The sequence below is a fragment of the Methylorubrum suomiense genome (genome assembly GCF_022179765.1).
Taxonomy (GTDB): Bacteria; Pseudomonadota; Alphaproteobacteria; order Rhizobiales; family Beijerinckiaceae; genus Methylobacterium; species Methylobacterium suomiense.
This window is the reverse complement of the sequence record NZ_BPRE01000004.1, coordinates 135,171-155,309: the sequence shown is the minus strand read 5'-3', so window position 1 is coordinate 155,309 and position 20,139 is coordinate 135,171. Positions and strand designations below refer to the sequence as shown.

Sequence of the window (20,139 nt, the reverse complement as noted above, 5' to 3'; positions counted from 1 at the left end):
GGTCCCCGTCACCGGTTCACCTCAGTAGAAGTGGTGGTGCCGACGCCCACCGTAGTGATGGCCCCAATGGTGGTGCCGGTGATGCCCCCAATGATGGCGGCGATGATGGCCCCAGCCATGATGATGATGGTGATGGTGGCGGCGCCAGCCATGGTGATGACCCCAATGGCCGCGGTGTCCCCAGCCGCCGTGATGGCGGTGATGCCATTGCACGGTCTCGACGGCGGTATCCGAGGCGAGCGCGGCGGCGGGCGGAGCCGCCAGCGGAGCAGCCTGCGCGGCCGAACCGCCGAGCACTCCGCCGACGACGATTGCCAACACGGCGAGGCCGCGGCGGAGGGGCTTGGTCGAAATGGCGTCCGACATATCGGTACTCTCCCTTCGTCCGGCCGCCCTATGGCGGCCAAGGATCGGGAGGTTATAAGCCGGGGAATGAACCGCGCCTGAGACAGGCGTCTACAATTGGAAACATTCCCGAGCGAACCCGGATCAGACCGAGGCGGGCGCCTTGCCAGGACGGCGATAGACCCAGACGCGCGCGGGCGGCAGGTTGAGCCACACCCGGTTGGAACGGCTCGCCGTGTAGCTGCCAGCCTCGCACCGGGCCGGGATCGGCGGGACGACGGCGTAGGTGAACTGCACGAAGGGCGCGTCCGGCTGCATCACGTCGTGGGCGTCCTGCAGCAGCTCCAGGCGCTTCTCCAATGGCTTGGTGAAGAGCGGGAGGCTCGAGATCGTCGCGGCGCAGGGTTCGGTGACCACGCTGCCGAGCGTCTCGCGGATGCTGTAGGCGTCGCCCCGGATCACCGTGGTGCGGGGGAAGCGGCGGCGCAGCAACGCGCAGAAATCCGGATTGAACTCGACGAGGATCAGACGCTCCTGATCGAAACCGCGCCGGATCAGGGCTTCGGTGACCGGACCGGTGCCGGGCCCGAGTTCGATGACGGGACCGGGCACCGACGGGTCCGCATAGGACGCCATGGTGCGGGCGAGCATCCGGCCCGACGGGGTCACGGCCCCGGTGACAAGCGGGCGCTCGAACCACGAGCGCAGGAACCGCGCCTCGTCCTCCAGCGGATCGCGCCGCTCCCTCATGCGGGTCGCGGCGACGGCTCGGGCGCTGGAACGGCGAAGCGGCGGCACGACCGATGATCCCCGGGTCAGGAATGAAAGGAGGGGGTGGAACCGCTCGCGGGATGCGGGCGGATGTGACGGGCCGCCTGGGTCAGCGGCCGAGAACGCGACAGGAGGTTGGGCAAGAAACCCTGCACGGAGCGTGACGCGACTCCCGGCCAAGAAGACGCGCGCGCCGGGGCGGCGCATCTTCGTGCGGGGAGCGTTCTAGACGACGAAAACCCGCACCCCGTCAAGGTCGGCCTTCCTGCATTGCGGGGACACCCGCCGTCGCTCGATGGAAGCGACCGGGTGCATAACCGGATTGGTTCCACGTTTGATCCCAAGCGGCCCGTGTTTGACCCGTGTTTACGTCCGGCCCGCCCCGCTCACGAAGAAGTCACGCACCTTGGAGAAAAAGCCCGCACTTTCCGGGTGGTTCTCGTCGGAAGCCGACTGGTCGAACTCCTGCAGCAGCTCCCGCTGGCGCTTGGTGAGGTTCTGCGGCGTCTCGACGGAGACCTGGATGTAGAGATCGCCGATTTCCCGCGAGCGCAGCACCGGCATGCCCTTGCCCTTGATGCGGAACTGCTTGGCCGTCTGCGTGCCCGCCGGGATGCGGACTTGCGTTTGCGAGCCATCGATCACCGGTACGGTGATCTCGCCCGACAGGGCAGCCGTCACCATCGAGATCGGCACGCGGCAGAAGAGATCCGCTCCATCGCGCTGGAAGAAGGGATGCGGCTTGATCGAGAGGAAGACGTACAGATCCCCCGCCGGTCCACCGCGCAGGCCGCTTTCCCCCTCCCCAGCGAGCCGGATGCGAAGACCGTCATCGACCCCCGCCGGGACATTGATCGAGAGCGTGCGCTCGCGGTTGACGCGGCCCGCACCGGAGCAGGCCGTGCACGGATCGTCCACGACCTCGCCGCGGCCGTGACAATTCGGGCAGGTCCGCTCGATCGCGAAGAAACCCTGTGCCGCCCGCACCCGGCCATAGCCGCCGCAGGTCGGGCAGGTGCGCGGCTTCGAGCCGGCCTTGGCGCCGGTACCCGAGCAGACTTCGCAGGCGATGGAGGTCGGGATGCGGATCGTCTCGGTCTTGCCGGCGAACGCCTCCTCCAGGCTGATCTCCAGATTGTAGCGCAGATCCGCGCCGCGCTCGCGCCCCGGCTGGCCGCGCCCCCGCTGGCCGGCCCCGGCGCCGGGAGCCCCACGTCCATCGCCGAAGAAATTCTCGAAAATGTCCGACATGAAGTCGCCGAACTCGTTGCCGAATCCGGGGCCGCCCCCGCCCCCCTGGCTGAAGGCGGCATGGCCGAACCGATCGTAGGCCGCGCGCTTCTGGCCGTCGGAGAGGCACTGATACGCCTCGTTGACTTCCTTGAACTTGATCTCGGCTTCCTTGTCGCCGGGATTGCGGTCCGGGTGATGGACCATGGCGAGCTTGCGGAAGGCGACCTTGAGTTCGCTCTCCGTGACGGTCTTGGAGACACCCAAGACCTCGTAATAGTCACGCTTCGACATTCCGGCCTCTGGAGCCTCGTTTCTGCGCGTCGGCTGCGGCTATTCTCGCCCGCGCCCCTTCTCGCGGCCCCGCCACCGAGCGGACCCTGAGAATCGACCATCGCATGTGGTGAGACGCCCCATAAGGTTGATCCCCGAGCAGGGCCCGGGGATCAAGCCACCGCAGCGGCGTCGCGATCAAAAAAGACCGGGAGCGGCGCTCGCGCATCGCTCCCGGCCGGCGCCGGATCAGGCGCGCTTCTTCTGGTCCTTCTCGTCGACCTCCTGGAAGTCGGCGTCGATGACGTCGTCCTTCTTGTCGGCCGAGGCCGAAGCCCCCTCGGCACCCGGAGCGCCTTCGGCCTGCGAGGCGGCGTACATCGCCTCGCCGAGCTTCATCGAAGCCTGCATCAGGTCGTTGGTCTTGGCCTTGATGCCCTCGGCATCCTCGCCCTCCAGCGCCGTGCGGAGCGCGGTGATGGCGGACTCGATGGCGCCCTTGTCGGCCGCCGAGACCTTGTCACCGTATTCCGACACCGACTTCTCGGTGGCGTGGATCAGGCTCTCGCCCTGGTTCTTGACCTCAACGAGCTCGCGACGGCGCTTGTCGGCCTCGGCATTCGCCTCGGCATCCTTGACCATCTTCTCGATATCCGCGTCCGAAAGACCGCCGGAGGCCTGGATGCGGATCTGGTGCTCTTTGTTCGTCGCCTTGTCCTTGGCCGTCACGTTGACGATGCCGTTGGCGTCGATGTCGAAGGTCACCTCGATCTGCGGCATGCCGCGCGGGGCCGGCGGGATACCCATCAGGTCGAACTGGCCGAGCAGCTTGTTGTCCGCCGCCATCTCGCGCTCACCCTGGAAGACCCGGATGGTCACGGCGTTCTGGTTGTCCTCCGCCGTGGAGAAGACCTGGGACTTCTTGGTCGGGATCGTGGTGTTGCGGTCGATCAGGCGGGTGAACACGCCACCCAGCGTCTCGATGCCGAGGGAGAGCGGGGTGACGTCGAGGAGCAGAACGTCCTTCACGTCGCCCTGAAGCACGCCCGCCTGGACCGCGGCGCCGATGGCGACGACCTCGTCCGGATTGACGCCCTTGTGGGGCTCCTTGCCGAAGAACGACTTCACGACCTCCTGCACCTTGGGCATGCGGGTCTGGCCGCCGACGAGCACCACCTCGTCGATCTCGGAGGCCGAAACGCCGGCATCCTTGAGCGCCTTGCGGCACGGCTCGATCGTACGCTGGACGAGGTCATCGACCAGCGACTCGAACTTGGCGCGGCTGAGCTTCAGCGCGAGGTGCTTCGGGCCCGAGGCATCGGCGGTGATGTAGGGCAGGTTGATCTCGGTCTGGGTGGCCGAGGACAGCTCGATCTTGGCCTTCTCGGCAGCCTCCTTAAGGCGCTGGAGGGCGAGCTTGTCCTTGGTCAGGTCGATGCCCTGCTCCTTCTTGAACTCGCTGGTGAGATACTCGACCACGCGGTTGTCGAAGTCCTCGCCGCCGAGGAACGTGTCGCCGTTCGTCGACTTCACCTCGAACACGCCGTCGCCGATCTCGAGGATCGAGACGTCGAAGGTGCCGCCGCCGAGATCGTAGACCGCGATGGTGCCGGCCTTCTTCTTGTCGAGGCCGTAGGCGAGCGCGGCCGCGGTCGGCTCGTTGATGATGCGCAGCACCTCGAGACCGGCGATCTTGCCGGCATCCTTGGTGGCCTGACGCTGGGCGTCGTTGAAATAGGCCGGAACCGTGATGACCGCCTGCGTCACCGGCTGGCCGAGATGCGACTCGGCGGTCTCCTTCATCTTCTGAAGGGTGAAAGCGGAGATCTGGGACGGCGAGTAGCGCTTGCCATCGGCCTCGACCCAGGCGTCGCCGTTATCGCCCTTGGCGATCTTGTAGGGAACGAGACCCTTGTCCTTCTGCGTCAGCGGATCGTCGTAGGTACGGCCGATCAGGCGCTTGATCGCGAAGAAGGTGCGCTCCGGATTGGTCACGGCCTGCCGCTTGGCGGGCTGGCCGACGAGGCGCTCCCCGTCGTCGGTGAAAGCGACGATGGACGGGGTGGTGCGGGCGCCTTCCGCATTCTCGATGACCCTCGGCTGCGTGCCTTCCATGACGGCCACGCAGGAATTGGTGGTGCCGAGGTCGATACCGATCACTTTACCCATGGTGGGATCCCTCTGTTCGATGTTTCAAGCAGACCGCCGAGCCCCGAAGCAGCTCGACCCATGGCGGTACAAAACTTCCAGGTTTGAGAACGGGATGGATCCGAAGCGCGTCGCCTGGGCAGGATGCGCTTCCAAGGCCTCGTCCCGTGTCTCGCCGCATATAAGAAGACGGCTACGCCGCCGCAAGAACGACGCGCGACGTGCGAGACACGTCCCACAATCCGGCATTGTCACGGAGTTTTTTCCCGCAGCGAGCGGGTCGGGCGGGCCTTTGCAGTTGCCAGGCTGCCACGCCCGCGCCACGGGTGACGTGCTAGAGACCGTTAAAGTTTCCTTCCCCGACCGGCCCCGAGCCAGGATCGCGACAGCCTGATGCGACTGCCCGTCCCCGTGAGTTCCGCCACGCGCGCCGCCCCCCATCCGCGCGTCGCCGTCGTCGCTCTCCTCTGTCTCCTCGCATTCTGTCCCACCGGCGCCCAGGCCCAGAGCTTCTTCGAGGAACTGTTCGGAATTGGCCGCGCGGCCAAGCCGCCGGCGCCGCCGCGCAATGTCCCGGTCCAGCCGCCGCCCGGTCCCGCCCCGGCGGAGCCCGCCGCCCCCGGCGAAGGCGCGGAAACGCGGCCGAGCGCCCCCGCCGCGCCGCGCCAACCGGTGGTGCTCAAGGTTCCGGCGGAGGACAACGTCGCCGGTCAGGATCTTCAGCTCAACGGGCTGAATGGGTCGCTCAAGATCGAGAAGTCGGGGGCGGCCTATACCGCCGCGATGACGCTGCCCGGTACCAAGGTCTCGCAGCCGACCGAGGCGTGCACGGTCAAGCTGAATGCCGGCAAGCCGGTGACGCTTGCGGCCGAAGGGCGCTCGCAGGGGGTTTCGCGCTTCTCCTCCAGCGTGCCCGAGTGCCCGCTGCGATTCGAGATACTCGAAGGGAGCGTGCTGGTGACGCCACTCGAGGACAAGGTCTGCACCTACACCGCGCAGGATTGCGCCACGACCCCGACCGGCTTGTGGGGACCGGCCGCCGCGACGCTCATGCCTCTGGCCGGCGAGTTCGATACCGCTCGCGGCATCGCCGACAAAGCGGTGCGCGACAATTTCAAGATCATGACGCAGAGGGCGCGCGGCCAGGATGTCCGGCCGATCGTGCAGGAGCAGGCCGCCTTCTCGTCCGACCGTGAGCAGGCTTGCCGCACCTATGCCCGCGAAGGTGCGCATGGCTATTGCCACCTGCGCTACACCGAGGCGCGGGCGATCGCCCTGGCGGCGCGGCTCGGCGCGAACACGGCAGCCCCGACGGCCTCCAACACGGCGCCGCGGCCGCGCCGGCCGAAGCCGGCAGTGGAGGGCGTGAATCCTGACGCGGCCGGCGGCGGGGACCCCTTCTCCGATCCGTAGCGGTTTCGCGTCGGCATCGTCGCGGGCCGGAACCCGACTTTGGCGATCCATGTTGCGCCGAGGTCCCCCGGAGCCTCGCGAGTGTCCATGACCGGCCCCAAGACCGAGCAGACGTCCGACCAGAAGATCGAAGCCTATACTGACCCGGCCGGCGGCTGGGGTTCAGCCCGATCCCTCGTCGACATCCTGACCCGCGAAGAAATCCCGGTCACCGGTGCCGCCATGCTGATGCGGCAGAACAAGCCCGACGGCTTCATGTGCGTATCCTGCGCCTGGTCGAAGCCCGCCAAACCCTCGACCTTCGAGTATTGCGAGAACGGCGCGAAGGCGACCGCCTGGGAACAGACACGCAAGCGGATCGGCCCGGACTTCTTCGAACGCCACACCGTCACCGAATTGCTGACATGGTCGGACTACGCCCTCGAGGAGAAGGGCCGCCTCACTCATCCCCTGCGCTACGACGCACAACGCGACCGTTACGTCCCAGTCTCATGGGAGGATGCGTTCGACGAGATCGGCCGTGAACTGAAGAGCTTCGATCCGAATTCGGTCGTGTTCTACGCCTCTGGCCGAGCCTCGCTCGAAACCAGCTACATGTACGCGCTGTTCGCGCGCATCTACGGCACGAACAATCTGCCCGATTCCTCGAATATGTGCCACGAATCGACCTCGAAGGCCCTGCCGCAATCCATCGGCGTGTCCGTTGGCACGACGGTGCTGGAGGATTTCGAGACGACCGACCTGATCCTGTTCTTCGGGCAGAATGTCGGATCGAACGCGCCGCGGATGCTGCATCCGCTTCAGGATGCCCGCCGCCGGGGCGTCCCGATTATCACCTTCAACCCGCTTCGGGAGCGGGGCTTGGAGCGATTCACCAACCCCCAATCCCCCATCGAGATGCTGACGAAATCCTCGACGCAGATCTCGACGCAGTACCATCAGGTGAAGGCCGGCGGCGACATCGCCGCCATCACCGGCATCTGCAAGGCGCTATTCGCGGCCGACCGCGACGCGAAGGCTCAGGGCCGTCCTCGCATCCTCGATGTCGGTTTCATCGAGGAGCATACGCACGGCTTCGCTGAGTTCGAGGCGTTCTGCGATCGACAGGACTGGGCGGCGCTGGAGGTCAAGTCCGGCCTCAAACGCGAGGGTTTGGAAGCCGCCGCCGCCGTCTATGCCCGCGCCAGCGCCGTCATCGGCATCTACGGTATGGGCCTGACCCAGCACCGCCGCGGCACCGAGACGGTGCAGATGCTCGTCAACCTGCTCCTCCTGCGCGGGCAGATCGGGCGACCCGGCGCGGGCATCTGTCCGGTGCGCGGCCATTCCAACGTGCAGGGCCAGCGCACCGTCGGCATCGCCGACGATCCCGCTCTCGTGCCCCTGGACAAGCTGAAGGAGCTCTACGGCTTCGAGCCGCCCCGGGAGAAGGGGCTCAACACCGTGGAGGCCTGCGAAGCGATCCTCGACGGCACCGTGAAAGCGTTCATCGGCCTCGGGGGCAACTTCGTGCGCGCGGTCCCCGACACGCGGCGAATGGAAGAGGCATGGCGGCGCCAGCGCCTCACCGTGCAGGTCTCGACCAAGCTCAACCGGTCGCATCTCGTGCATGGGGAAGTCAGCTACATCCTGCCCTGCCTCGGGCGCATCGAGATCGACGAGCAGGCCAGCGGGCCGCAAGCGGTGTCGATGGAGGATTCGACCTCGTGCTTCCACGGCTCGAAGGGTGTGGCGAGCCCGGTCAGCGATCACGTCCGTTCGGAGCCGTGGATCGTGGCGCAGCTGGCGAAAGCGACGCTGCCCCCTCACGCTCAGGTGGATTGGGATGGCTGGGTCGGTGATTACGCGAAGGTCCGCGACGCCATCGAGGCGACCTATCCGGCTACATTCAAGGACTTCAACGCCCGCCTGTTCGAGCCGGGCGGCGTGCACAAACCGTTGGCCGCCCGCCACCGCAAGTGGGAGACGCCGACGGGCAAGGCCAATTTCGTGCTGCCGCCGGACGGGCTGGAGGAGGATCCGGACATGCCCGCTCGCGGGCGAGACGTGATCGACCTCATCACGTTGCGCTCGAACGATCAGTTCAACACCACGGTCTACGGCTATCACGACCGTTTCCGCGGGGTGAAAGGCACGCGCGACATCCTCTTCATGAACGAGAACGACATCGCCCGCCTGGGGCTGGCCGACGGCGAAATCGTGGACGTCGCCACCGATGCCTCGGACGGTTTCGACCGCGAGGTGAAGGGGTTGCGGATCGTCCGCTACGACATCCCCGAGGGCAATTGCGGCGGTTACTACCCGGAGCTGAACGTGCTGATCCCGCTGTGGCACCACGACGTTCAGGCCAAGGTCCCGGCCGCCAAGGCCATCCCCGTGCGCATCACTCGCTCAGCCATGCAGACGGCGCCAGGGGGGGCTTGAGCGGAAGGGCCGAACGGCGCACCGGATCGGACTCGACGGACGCCCGCGCCGGTCCATATTCCGATCCATGGATGGACCGGATGCAGCCTATGCGCGTCGGCAGGCGATCATCGATCGCCTGCTCAGCGACGCCCTCCGCCCAGCGGGTGGGATGGTGCTGCCGAGTCACGACGCCCTGCCGGCCGATATCCGCATGACGGTCGATCGGCTGCTCGCCAAGGCCGATGCCGAGCGGCGACGGTCCTTGACGTATGATGATCTCGAAGAGGCATTGCCGCCCCGCGATGTGACGGCGGACGATCTCGAAGCGATTTTCTGGGTTCTGGCCGAGTACGGCATCGAACTTGACGAGGGCGATTAGCGGTTCAATTTTCCGCCGCCTGCAACAACCGGGCGGCGGCCGCACGGGCCTCGTCGGTGATGGTTGCGCCGGCGAGCATCCGGGCGATCTCCTCCCGACGGGCATCGGCGGCAAGACCGACGACACGTGTCGTGACGCGCTCTTCCGCCTTCACACCCTTCGCCGCGCCCTTGGCCACCCCCTTGGCCGCCCCCTTCTCGCCCTTCACACTGTCCTTCGCGATCCGGAAATGCGTGCCCGCACGGGCAGCGACCTGCGGTGCGTGCGTGACGGCCACGACCTGAACCTGAGCGGCCAGGCGCCCGAGCCGCGCACCGATGGCGTCGGCGACCGCGCCACCGAGACCAGTATCGATCTCGTCGAAGATCAGCGTCGGCGCCGAACCCTTGCCGGCCAGAACCACCTTCAGCGCCAGCATGAAGCGGGACAGTTCGCCGCCGGAGGCAACCTTCATCATCGGACCGGCGCGGGTGCCGGGATTGGTCTGCGCCCAGAATTCGACCCGCTCGGTCCCCGATGCGTCGCGCGATGCCTCATCGACGCTGATCTGCGTGATGAAACGAGCGCCCTCCAGTTTCAGGGGTGGGAGTTCGGCCTGCACCGCCGCATCGAGGGCTTTGGCGGCGCGGCGACGCCCGTCGCCGAGCTTCCTGGCCGCCGCTTCATAGGCCGTCTCCGCCGCGCTCTGTTCGGCTTCCAGCCCGGAGAGAGCTTTCTCGCCCGCATCGAGGGCGGCGACATCCGCGTCGTAGCGGCTGCGCAGATCGGCGAGATCGTCGGCCGGGACGGCGTATTTGCGAGAGGCTGCCCGCAGGGCGAACAGGCGTTCCTCGACGCGCTCCAATTCGCGTGGATCGAATTCGGCGGCGAGCACAGCGGCATCGAGGGCGCTGCGGGCCTCATCCAGAGCGTTGAGGGCAGCATCGAGGGCGGCGATGCTCGGTTCGACCAAGCTCGGTACGGTGGCGGCGCGACGCTCCAGACGGCGCACGGCGGAGGAGAGGTGGGGCACCATCGAGCCGGTTCCGCCGACGAGCTCCAGCGCCTCGTTCAACTCGCGGGCGACCTTCTCGCCCTGCTGCATCACCGTCCGGCGCTCGGCCAGGCTCGCTTCCTCACCGGGCTGCGGATCGAGATTGCCGAGTTCCTCCACGGCGTGGCGCAGGAAGTCGGCCTCCTTCTGCGCCGCCTCGACCCGCGCTCGCTGCTCCGACAGGGCCGTCCGCGCGGCGCGCACGCGCTTGGCGGCAGTCGCGACCGCCGCCAGCGGACCCTGGAGGCCGCCGAAGGCATCGAGGATCACTCGGTGCGTGGTGGGATCGGCAAGCGCACGATCGTCGTGCTGGCCGTGAATCTCGACGAGGGCGGTTCCGATCGCGCGCATGGTCTGCACGCCGACGGGCTGATCGTTGACAAAGGCACGGGTGCGCCCGTCGGCAAATTGCGTGCGGCGCAGAATGAGATCGCCGTCGGTGTCGATCTCGGCCGCCGCCGCGATCGCCCGGGCCGGATGGTCGATCGCCACATCGAAGACCGCGGTGACGCCACCCTGCGACTCCCCGTGGCGCACGAGCCCGCCATCGCCGCGACCGCCCAGGGCAAGGGCGAAGGCGTCGAGGAGGATCGACTTTCCCGCACCGGTCTCGCCGGTGAGCACGGTGAGCCCCCCGGAAAAGGTCAGGTCGAGCTTGTCGATCAGTACGATGTCGCGGATCGCGAGCTGGACGAGCATGCCGCGCCGAGAATTCCTGCGTGGATCAATCCTGGAATGGACGGCGTCTCATACGGCGGCACGCGCCGGACTTCACCCTAAAAAGCGAAGGGCGCAGCCCACGCCGCGCCCTTCGCTTCGATCTGCGCCGATCCGACTCAGTTGGCCGATGCGGTCTTCTGGCCGGTCACGGTACGGAACGCGCGGCTGAGCCAGGAGGACTTCTCCTCGCGGGGCTCCAGGCCACCCGTCTGCAGGAGCGCATAGGCGTCCTTGTACCACGGGCTGTCCGGGAAGTTGTGGCCCAGCACGGCCGCCGCATTCTGCGCCTCGGCAGTGATGCCGAGCGCCATATAGGCCTCGACGAGGCGCTCGAGGGCCTCCTCTGTGTGGCGGGTGGTCTGATACTTCGAGATCACGTCGCGGAAGCGATTGATCGCCGCCGGGAAGGACCGCTTCTCGAGATAGAAGCGACCGACCTCCATCTCCTTGGCGGCGAGCTGATCGCGGGTGATCTGAATCTTCGACTTGGCGTCGTTTGTGTACTCGGAATTCGGGTACTTCTGGACGAGCTCCTGCAGCGCGACGAGGGCGCGCTCCGAGCGCTCCTGATCACGGGTCACGTCCGGAATCTGCTTATACTGCGACATCGCCATCAGGTACTGCGCGTAGGCCGCGTCCTTGCTGGCGGGATGGCGCTGAAGATAGCGCTTCGAGGCGGTGATCGCGTCGTCGTACTTCGCGCCCTCGTAATTCGAGTAGGCGGTCATCAGCAGCGCCCTGCGCGACCAGTCGGAGTAGGTGTACTGCTTGTCGAGCTGGTCGAAGGTCTTGGAAGCGCCCTCGAAGTCGCGGTCTTCCATCTTCGCCAAGCCGTCGCTGTACAGCTTGTCGGCCGGCGTATCCGGAACCGCCTCGGGCTTGTACTTCTCGGCGAACAAATTAGTCGGATCGAGGGCATCGCAGCCGCCGAGGCCGACGCCGAGGCTGAGGAGCACGGCCGCCATCGCGCCACGGGTCGGGAAGGTCAGAGGCATCGCGGTCAAATCCCTGTCAGGCACGGGCCACCCGAGAGGGGGCACGCGTCCTACGCGCAGGCTCTAGCGTTGGGGTCCGATTCTGGCGCGAAAGCGGCAGGTTCCCACGAGATGTTAAGGAATCCCGTGTGCAGCGCCGGAGCAGCGGACCTGTGTCTTACCGGTTACAGTTCGGCGGCGAAGGCGGCGAGGCCTAGGGCGGCGCCGTACTCGGCACGGGCCGGCTCGCGGCGGGTGTTCTGGCCCTCGACGATGGCGTAGTTCGCGCGGTCGGCGAACAGGGCCTGGAGGATGCCGACATTCATGCGGTGACCGCCACAATAGGAGCGGTAAGCACCCTGGAGCGGAAGGCCGGCCAGGGCGAGATCGCCCACGGCATCGAGCAGCTTGTGGCGGACGAACTCGTCCGGGTAGCGCAGGCCCTCGGGATTGACGACGGCGGTCTCGCCGACGGCGACCGTGTTGTCGAGGGAGGCGCCGAGGGCGAAGCCGGCCTTCCAGTAGCGCTCGACGTCCTTCATCATGCCGAAGGTACGGGCGCCCGCGATCTCGCGGCGATAGGCGGCCGGGGTGAGGTCCATCGCCTTGCGCGAGCGGCCGATCACCGGGGATTCGAAGTCGATCTCCACGTCGAGGCGGAAGCCGCGATCGATCGGGCGGAGTTCGGCGAAGGCGCGACCGACCTCGATCCGGACCGGCTGCAGCACCTTGATCCAGCGGCGCGTCGCACCGCAGGGGCTAAGACCGACACCGTCGATGGCTTGGACGAAGAGGCGGGCGCTGCCGTCGAGGATCGGCATCTCGGGCCCGTCGATCTCGACGAGGACGTTGTCGACGCCCAGACCGTAGAGGGCGGACATCAGGTGCTCGATGGTGGCGACCGCGCCGGTCTCGTTATCGCCGATGACGGTGCAGAGTTCGGTGGCGGAAACGCAGGCGTAGTGGGCCTTGATGAGCCGGTCGTTGCCGGTGGGCGTTCCGGTGCGGAGGAAGGCGATACCGTGATTGGCGGGTGCGGGGTGGAGGGTGATCTCCGCCGGGTTCCCGGAATGGACGCCGATGCCGGTCAGGGTCACGGACGCTTTGATCGTTGTTTGTTGGTTCGTCCGCATACCTTAGCCCTCGGCCAGGATCCTTCCCGCGCACCCTTGAATCTGGCGCGATGCGAGAAGTCCGTCCGCTGCTTGAAGCCACTGCGAGCGCTCCGGCTGTAGCCGCCGTTCGCGCCTTCTGTCGTTCCGCAGGTGGTATAACTGCGGTGCACAGACCGGCCAAATCACGGATTCTTACGGTCTGTTACAGCCACGGTTTTGCCACGAACATTGAAAAACAGTTGAGCATCAGTGTCTTAACAAGCAGCTAAACCCGGGACCTTCCGGTCCCGGGTCTGTGGCGGAAATGTCCCAGTGACGCCTGACGCGACGCGTCAGGCCGTCAGCCGGGCTGGTTTCAGTTCGCCTGACGACGGAGGAAGGCGGGGATCTCGAGCTGATCGTCCTCCATCATCCGCGGCGGCATGGCACGACCCTGGGGATCGAGATTGCCGGCGGCCGGGCGGTATTGCGGCGCCTGGGGCGCCGGGGCGCGGACCGCGTGCTCGACCCGCGGGGCCGGGATCGTCGGCGCCGGGGCAGCGGCGCGCGGGGCCGGCGGCATCGGGGCGGCCTCGGCCTCCTCGCGGCGACCGCCGAAGCCGACGGTGGCGAGACGGCGCAGGAGGGTCATGCGCTTGGAGTCCTGGGCGGGCTCGGACGCCTGCTCATCGCCGCGGCTCTTGAGAATCTGCGCCTGGGTGTGGGGCGGCAGGTCCGAGATCTGCGGCATGCGCGGCGGCCGGGCGAGCTGCGGACGCGGCGGCACGTAGGGGCCGGCACCGAGGGAAGCCGTCTCCTGGATCGGGGCGGCCGGGGCCGGCGGCTCGTAGGCCGGGGCGGCGACGCGGGCGGGCGCCTGAGTCAGCATCACGTCATGATGGTGCATCATCGGGGCCGGCTCGGGACGAAAGGTCTCGGCGCGCACGGGCTCGGGTGCTGTCGCCTCGGGCATCACCGGACGGGGCGCCGGAGCCTGCTCGACCCGCAGGGGCTCGGGGGCCGGACGCTGGACGTGGAGCGGCGCGGCGGTCTGGCTGGCGGGCGAGAGCGCGGCCGACGCCCGGGCGCGGGCCTCGGCACGCAGACGCTCGGCGACTTCGGCGATGCGCTGCTCGGTCTGGGCGATTTCCGGGTTGTTCGGCGAATCGGCCGAGATCAGCGCCGGCTCGATGCCGGTGGCGACCACCGAGACGCGGATGATGCCGTCGAGGCTCTCGTCGAAGGTGGCACCGAGGATGATGTTGGCGTCCTGATCCACTTCCTCGCGGATGCGGGTCGCCGCCTCGTCGAGCTCGTACAGGGTCAGGTCGCTGCCGCCGGTGATCGAGATCAGCAGGCCGCGGGCGCCCTTCATCGACACGTCGTCGAGGAGCGGGTTGGCGATGGCGGCTTCCGCCGCGCGGTTGGCGCGGTTCTCACCGGAGGCCTCACCCGTGCCCATCATCGCCTTGCCCATGCCGCGCATGATCGCGCGGACGTCGGCGAAGTCGAGGTTGATCAGGCCTTCCTTGACCATCAGGTCGGTGATGCAGGCGACGCCCGAGTAGAGCACCTGGTCAGCCATGGCGAAGGCGTCGGCGAAGGTGGTCTTCTCGTTGGCGACCCGGAACAGGTTCTGGTTCGGGATGACGATCAGGGTATCGACCGCCGCCTGAAGCTCCTGGATGCCGGCTTCGGCGGTGCGCATCCGGCGCATGCCCTCGAACTGGAACGGCTTCGTCACGACGCCGACCGTCAGGATGCCCATGTCACGTGCCGCGCGGGCGATGACCGGGGCCGCGCCGGTGCCGGTGCCGCCGCCCATGCCGGCGGTGATGAAGGCCATGTGGGCGCCCGAGAGCTGATCGCGGATCTCGTCGATCACCTCCTCGGCGGCCGCCGAGCCGACTTCCGGATGCGAGCCGGCACCGAGGCCCTGCGTGACGCCGATGCCCATCTGGATGACGCGCTCGGCCTTCGACGAGGTCAGGGCCTGGGCATCCGTGTTGGCCACGACGAATTCGCAGCCGAGAAGGCCCGATTCGATCATGTTGTTGACGGCATTGCCGCCGGCGCCGCCGACGCCGAAGACGGTGATGCGGGGCTTGAGCTCGCGGATGTCGGGTGCCTGAAGAGAGATGGCCATGGTGGTCGTGCCCTTCGTGACTGCTTTAAGCGATTGCCTGATCGACGTCCTGGGGACGCCTGCCCTGATGTCTGTGCCGCCCTTCACCTTCCGGCCGGGCGGGTCGTTCTTCAGAAACTTTCGCGGATCCAGCGACCGACCCGTGAGAAGTATCCGTCCGTTCCCGTGCCGGCGAAGGCGCCCTGCCCCCGCGGCTCGAAATGCTCCGCATGCGCGACCTGCGGGTAGACCAGCATCCCGACCGAGGCCGAGAAAGCGGGGCCCTTCGCGGCCTCCGGCAGGCCGCGGATCCCCAGCGGACGACCGATGCGAACCTGTCCCTGCAGGATGCGCCGCGCCGTCTCGGGCATGCCGACGAGTTGGCTGGCGCCACCGGTCAGAATCACCCGGCGGCCGGCCTGAGCGCCGAAGCCCGCGTTGCGCAGGCGGTCGCGAACGAGTTCGAGAACTTCCTCGACCCGCGGCTTGACGATGCGCACCAGCTGCGAGCGCGGAACGTGCGAGGGCGCCTCGCCCTCGTCCTCGCCGACGCCGTGGACCGCGATCATGTCCCGCTCGTCGGACGCGGTGGCGATGGCCGAGCCGTAGAGCGTCTTGAGCCGCTCGGCGACCGAGACGCGGGTCGAGAGGCCCCGGGCGATGTCCATGGTGACGTGGTGACCGCCGACCGCGACCGCGTCGCAATGGACGAGATGGCCGCCCGTGAAGACGCCGACGCTGGTGGTGCCGCCGCCCATATCGACGACCGCGCAGCCGAGTTCCGCCTCATCGTCCACGAGCGCCGAGAGGCCCGCGGCATAGGGGGTGGCGATCACGGCATCGACGCCGAGATGGCAATGCTCGACCGCCAGCATCAGGTTGCGGGCCGCGGCCGCCTCCGCCGTAACGACATGGAGATCGACCCCGAGTGCGTCGCCGATCATGCCCGACGGGTCGATCACCGCTCCCTGGCCGTCCAGCGCGTAGCCGGTCGGCAGGGCGTGGAGCACGGCGCGTCCGGGGCTCACGCCGTGGGCGCTCGCGGTCTCCAGCACCCGCTCGACATCGGCGCCGGTGACGGTGCCGGAGCGGACGTTCACCCGCGCCTCGAAATGCTGCGAGGCGAGGCGGCCGCCGGAGATATTGACGATGACCGATTGGACCTCGGCCTTGGCCATCCGCTCGGCGGCGTGGACCGCCTGACGGATCGCCCCTTCGGCGGCTTCGAGATCGACGATGGCGCCGCCCTTCAGCCCCAGGGAGCGCTGATGGCCGATGCCGATGATGCGGGCGAGATGGGTGCGCCCGCGCAGGGTCGAGACCGCCTCGGCGGGCTGCAATTCGGCGATGAGGCACACGACCTTGCTGGTGCCGATATCGAGCACCGACATGGTCGCACTCCGGCGGGCGGAGAGCGGCTTCAGGCGCGGCGTGAGGCAGTGGGGGGTCTGCATCGGACGCTACTTTGCGGAAACGCGGCGGGAAACGGAGCGAAGGGCGGAACGAAGGGCCGTACGGGGCGTGCTCATGTGGGCGTGCCCTTCTTCGGCTTCTTGCGGCTCTCGGCGCGGGCGGCGGCCGCCTCCTCCGTGAGGCGCACTACGACGCGGTCGGCCATGCGCAGGTCGACGGCGATGATGTCCTTCTCGAGGATGCGGTTCTCACGCTCGATCCGGACCAGACGGGTCAGCGCGTCGGCCGCCCCGGTCTCCGGGAGGCGAATGTCGACGCCGTCGAGCTTGAGGGTCCAGCGTCGTCCGGACACGAAGGTGCCGGCCTTGATGCGCGCGCCCAGCGGCCCGGCGGCCTCGATCATCGCCAGATATTCCGGAAGGCGGGCATTGGCCCCCTCCCCGACCACCAGGGGTAGGTTGACGTAGCGCTCGTCGCGCATCTCGTCGATCACGGTGCCGTCGGCGGCGATCACCTGGATCTCGCCGTTGCGCTGCCAGAGGGCGGCGGGCTCCCGCTCGACCTGATTGATGACGATCTCATTGGGATAGATCTTGCGCACGGAGACGCTGGCGATCAGCGGCTCGGCGAGCAGGCGCTCGCGGGCCTTGTCAAGATCGAGGAAGGGGACGGAGGAGCGCCAGTCGATTCCGGCGGCGCTCAGCACCTCGCGCTCGTACATCCGGGAGATGCCGGAAATCGTCACGCGCTCGACGCCGAAGCCGGCAATGCGGGCGAGGATGTCGAGAGGTCGGCCGTGCTCGGCCGTGAAGGCATCGTAGCGTCCGCTCGCCACGAAACCGGCGAGCGCGACGGCACCGGCAAGGCCGGAGATCAGGGCCGTGCCGGCGAGCCGCGGAACCCGCTGCTCGATCGGCGCAGCCGCGCGCAGGCGCCGGGCGGAGGAGAACCGCCGCAGAACCCGGGGCAGCCGCAGCCGGAACCCCGTGGGGGCTCCGCCGCTTCCGAGACCGGAAGCGTTCAGCGGCTGAGAGAAGCGTCCTCCACCATCCATCGGACGAGTTCACCGAAACTCAGGCCCGCATGGGCCGCGATCTCCGGCACAAGGCTCGTCTGGGTCATGCCGGGCTGCGTGTTGACCTCCAGCACGACGAGGGCGCCGGTTCCCCCCGGCGTATCGTCGTAACGTAGGTCGGCACGGCTGACGCCACGGCATCCCAGTGCTTGATGCGCCGTTAACGCCAACTCTTGGACACGCTGGTAAACATTTAGTTTAAGGTCCGCCGGAAGGACGTGGATCGACCCCCCTCCGGCGTACTTTGCGTCGAAGTCGTACCACTCCCCCGAGACCGGCTTGATCTCGGTCACGCCAAGTGCCCGGTCGCCGATCACGGCGCAGGTCAGCTCGCGGCCGGCAACGTAAGTCTCTGCAAGGACTTCCTCGCCGTAGGTCCATGCATCCGAAGCCAGAATCTGGGGCGGATGCGAGCGCTCCTCGCGGACGATGATGACCCCCATCGAGGAGCCCTCGGCGATGGGCTTCACGACATAGGGAGGAGTTAATGGGTGTGACTTCGCCGCATCATGACGGTTAACGACGCGCCCCTCCGGAACGGACACGCCGGCCGCCTTCATGACCGTTTTGGCACGCTCCTTGTGCATGGCGAGCGCCGAGGCCAGCACGCCCGAATGGGTGTAGGGGATCTTCAGGATCTCCAGGAGACCCTGGATCGTCCCGTCCTCGCCGGCCGGTCCGTGCAGCGCGTTCAGCGCCACATCGGGGGCGAGCGCGGTCAGCACGGTGGCGATGTCCGGCCCGACATCGACCGGCGTCACCCGGAACCCCTCCCCTTCCAAGGCTCGGGCACAGGCGGTGCCGGAGCGGAGCGAGATCTCCCGCTCGGAGGACCAGCCGCCCATCAGGACGGCGACGTGCTTGGACATGGGGTGGCTCCGGGCGTCGTGAGGGTCAGGGATGGGAAGAACCGATAAGGGCGCGCAGGCGCGTCCTCAGGTCGTCAGTCGCCGCAGAGGGGAGAGCACCGACGGCGCGCAGGATCCGCGAAGGCTCGATGCAGGCGATCTTCACTCGCCGGACCACGGAGGGGACGACGAGGCCGGTCGCTGCGAGATCGTGGATCGGCCGCTCGTCGGCCAAAGGGTCGGTTGCGTGCGCTCGTAATCATGGCGATCCACACGACGCCCGCTCGACCGACCACCTCACCCGAGATCACCACGGCAGGGCGTCGCGTCTCTGCCAGCCGGTCCGAGTAAGGAAACGGCACGACGACGGTGCCGGCCCGGAACGAGGGGCTAGAGATCGGCATAATCAGCGTCGTCGATGGGACCACCCCATTCGGTGAAGGCGACGAACGGGTCCTCGCCCTCGGCGGGCGCCTTATCGATGTGGACGCCGTCCGGTGTGAACAGGTAGCGCACCCGGTCACCCGGCCCGATGCTCAGTCGCTCGTGCAGTTCGGCGGGCAGAACCGTCTGGCTCTTCTCCGACAGCTTGGAATAGGCGGTGCGGACTGGCTGCGACACGGAATTGCTCGCTTGGCTCTACGTCTGACATCCTACCGGTCTGCTTGGGTGGGGTCGACACCGATCCGCTTGATCTCCCAGTGCAGCTCGACGCCCGCCGTCTCGCGCACCCGGCGGCGGACCTCTTCGCCGAGGCCCTCGATATCGGCGGCCGTGGCGCCGCCACGGTTGATCAGGAAGTTGCAATGCATTTCCGAGACCTGGGCACCGCCCCGGGTCAGCCCTCGGCACCCAGCGGCGTCGATGAGCTGCCAGGCCTTGCCGCCCTCGGGATTCTTGAAGGTCGAGCCGCCAGTGCGCTCGCGGATCGGTTGGGCGGCCTCGCGGGCGGCGGTGACCCGATCCATTTCGGCCTCGATCGCTTCGCGGTTCCCGGCCCGGCCTCGGAAGGTGGCTCCCGTAAAGATCACGTCGTCCGGTGCCGAGGAATGGCGGTAGCGGAAGCCCATCTCGGCATGGGTGAAGCTGCGCGCCGCCCCCGTCCGATCGATGCCGCGCACTTGCGTGAGCACGTCGGTCGTCTCACCGCCATGGGCGCCCGCATTCATGCGCAGCGCCCCGCCGACCGAGCCGGGGATGCCGCGGAAGAAGGCGAGGCCGTCGAGGGAGGCCTCCGCCGCGGCCTTGGCGAGGCGCATATCCGGCACGGCGGTGCCAACGCGGATCGAGTCTCCGTCAATCTCGATCGAACCGAACGCCTTGCCGCCGAGCCGGATCGTGACGCCGGGGATGCCGCCGTCGCGCACGATCAGATTCGAGCCGAGGCCGATCACCGTCACCGGCACGGCCGGGTCGAGGGCGGCGAGGAAGACCGAGAGATCCTCCTCATCCGCCGGGCTGAACAGCACCTGCGCCGGCCCGCCGACGCGAAACCACGTGAGGTCGGCCAGCGATTGATTCTCGAGGAGACGACCGCGCAGATTCGGCGCGGCGGCGCGGATGGCGTCAGTGAGGTTCGAAGTCATGCTAGCCTGTCGCCTGAAGCGGTCGGTATCGACGGGAGGCGGGTTTGGGCAAGAGCGTGGTCTTCACCCGCGCCGCCGCGCGCGTCTTGAGCCGGATGCCGCGCAATAGCGAGGAATTGATCCGCGGCAAGCTCCGTCAGCTCGCCGACGACCCATCCGCGCTCGCCAACAACGTCAAAGCGCTGAAAGGCGGGGCGGAACGCTACCGCCTGCGGGTCGGCGATTGGCGCGCGGTCTTCACCATCGAGCCGGATCGGATCATTGTCCACGAGATCGGCCCGCGGGGCTCGATCTATGGATAGGACG

17 protein-coding genes are annotated in these 20,139 nt (G+C 67.8%); 4 read left to right on the top strand and 13 right to left on the bottom strand.

What is annotated here, in order from left to right; genetic code table 11:
- Positions 1 to 21 precede the first annotated feature (21 nt).
- The 4 genes from MFF26_RS07875 to dnaK all read right to left on the bottom strand — a co-directional run bounded on the left by MFF26_RS07875 (position 22) and on the right by dnaK (position 4,788).
- Positions 22 to 366 carry a hypothetical protein gene (locus tag MFF26_RS07875; protein WP_137827841.1) on the bottom strand — a complete coding sequence of 115 codons (345 nt, stop codon included), beginning with the start codon at positions 364 to 366 and terminating at the stop codon, positions 22 to 24.
- 123 nt (positions 367 to 489) lie between these two features.
- Complete coding sequence (locus tag MFF26_RS07870) at positions 490 to 1,143, bottom strand: class I SAM-dependent methyltransferase (protein WP_137827840.1); 654 nt, start codon at positions 1,141 to 1,143, stop codon at positions 490 to 492.
- Between the two features lie 339 nt (positions 1,144 to 1,482).
- Positions 1,483 to 2,640: a molecular chaperone DnaJ gene (gene dnaJ / locus MFF26_RS07865; protein WP_137827839.1), complete on the bottom strand. Its 1,158-nt coding sequence runs from the start codon at positions 2,638 to 2,640 to the stop codon at positions 1,483 to 1,485.
- A 228-nt stretch (positions 2,641 to 2,868) separates the two neighbouring features.
- Positions 2,869 to 4,788, bottom strand: coding sequence for a molecular chaperone DnaK (gene dnaK, locus MFF26_RS07860; RefSeq protein WP_137827838.1), 1,920 nt, complete (start codon positions 4,786 to 4,788; stop codon positions 2,869 to 2,871).
- A gap of 372 nt (positions 4,789 to 5,160) precedes the next feature.
- Here dnaK and MFF26_RS07855 point away from each other — a divergent pair, with 372 nt between their 5' ends.
- The 3 genes from MFF26_RS07855 (at position 5,161) to MFF26_RS26560 (ending at position 8,965) form a co-directional block, all read left to right on the top strand.
- Positions 5,161 to 6,180 (top strand): hypothetical protein, encoded by a 1,020-nt coding sequence (locus MFF26_RS07855; protein ID WP_137827837.1) that lies wholly within the window; start codon positions 5,161 to 5,163, stop codon positions 6,178 to 6,180.
- Between the two features lie 87 nt (positions 6,181 to 6,267).
- Positions 6,268 to 8,604, top strand: coding sequence for an FdhF/YdeP family oxidoreductase (locus MFF26_RS07850; protein WP_137827836.1), 2,337 nt, complete (start codon positions 6,268 to 6,270; stop codon positions 8,602 to 8,604).
- A 67-nt stretch (positions 8,605 to 8,671) separates the two neighbouring features.
- Positions 8,672 to 8,965 carry an RNA polymerase sigma factor region1.1 domain-containing protein gene (locus tag MFF26_RS26560; RefSeq protein WP_137827835.1) on the top strand — a complete coding sequence of 98 codons (294 nt, stop codon included), beginning with the start codon at positions 8,672 to 8,674 and terminating at the stop codon, positions 8,963 to 8,965.
- 4 nt (positions 8,966 to 8,969) lie between these two features.
- Here MFF26_RS26560 and recN read toward each other — a convergent pair whose 3' ends face one another.
- The 9 genes from recN to murB form a co-directional block, all read right to left on the bottom strand.
- The gene (recN, locus tag MFF26_RS07840) at positions 8,970 to 10,697 is read right to left on the bottom strand and encodes a DNA repair protein RecN (RefSeq protein WP_137827834.1); all 1,728 of its coding nucleotides are present in this window, start codon (positions 10,695 to 10,697) and stop codon (positions 8,970 to 8,972) included.
- A 137-nt stretch (positions 10,698 to 10,834) separates the two neighbouring features.
- Complete coding sequence (locus MFF26_RS07835) at positions 10,835 to 11,713, bottom strand: outer membrane protein assembly factor BamD (RefSeq protein WP_137827833.1); 879 nt, start codon at positions 11,711 to 11,713, stop codon at positions 10,835 to 10,837.
- A gap of 164 nt (positions 11,714 to 11,877) precedes the next feature.
- The gene (lpxC, locus tag MFF26_RS07830; protein WP_137827832.1) at positions 11,878 to 12,825 is read right to left on the bottom strand and encodes a UDP-3-O-acyl-N-acetylglucosamine deacetylase; all 948 of its coding nucleotides are present in this window, start codon (positions 12,823 to 12,825) and stop codon (positions 11,878 to 11,880) included.
- A 337-nt stretch (positions 12,826 to 13,162) separates the two neighbouring features.
- Complete coding sequence (gene ftsZ, locus MFF26_RS07825) at positions 13,163 to 14,932, bottom strand: cell division protein FtsZ (RefSeq protein WP_137827831.1); 1,770 nt, start codon at positions 14,930 to 14,932, stop codon at positions 13,163 to 13,165.
- A gap of 110 nt (positions 14,933 to 15,042) precedes the next feature.
- The gene (gene ftsA / locus MFF26_RS07820) at positions 15,043 to 16,365 is read right to left on the bottom strand and encodes a cell division protein FtsA (protein WP_137827830.1); all 1,323 of its coding nucleotides are present in this window, start codon (positions 16,363 to 16,365) and stop codon (positions 15,043 to 15,045) included.
- 71 nt (positions 16,366 to 16,436) lie between these two features.
- The gene (locus MFF26_RS07815) at positions 16,437 to 17,378 is read right to left on the bottom strand and encodes a cell division protein FtsQ/DivIB (protein WP_137827829.1); all 942 of its coding nucleotides are present in this window, start codon (positions 17,376 to 17,378) and stop codon (positions 16,437 to 16,439) included.
- Positions 17,345 to 18,268: a D-alanine--D-alanine ligase gene (locus MFF26_RS07810; RefSeq protein ID WP_137827828.1), complete on the bottom strand. Its 924-nt coding sequence runs from the start codon at positions 18,266 to 18,268 to the stop codon at positions 17,345 to 17,347. The genes MFF26_RS07815 and MFF26_RS07810 overlap by 34 nt, the downstream gene beginning before the upstream one ends.
- Before the next feature lie 369 nt (positions 18,269 to 18,637).
- Positions 18,638 to 18,868, bottom strand: a complete 231-nt coding sequence (locus MFF26_RS07805) for an AbrB/MazE/SpoVT family DNA-binding domain-containing protein (RefSeq protein ID WP_137827827.1) — start codon at positions 18,866 to 18,868, stop codon at positions 18,638 to 18,640.
- Positions 18,869 to 18,900: 32 nt separating this feature from the next.
- Positions 18,901 to 19,833: a UDP-N-acetylmuramate dehydrogenase gene (gene murB, locus MFF26_RS07800; protein WP_137827826.1), complete on the bottom strand. Its 933-nt coding sequence runs from the start codon at positions 19,831 to 19,833 to the stop codon at positions 18,901 to 18,903.
- A 44-nt stretch (positions 19,834 to 19,877) separates the two neighbouring features.
- Between murB and MFF26_RS07795 the strand changes: the two genes are divergently transcribed.
- The gene (locus MFF26_RS07795; RefSeq protein WP_238307861.1) at positions 19,878 to 20,135 is read left to right on the top strand and encodes a type II toxin-antitoxin system RelE family toxin; all 258 of its coding nucleotides are present in this window, start codon (positions 19,878 to 19,880) and stop codon (positions 20,133 to 20,135) included.
- Positions 20,136 to 20,139: the final 4 nt, after the last annotated feature.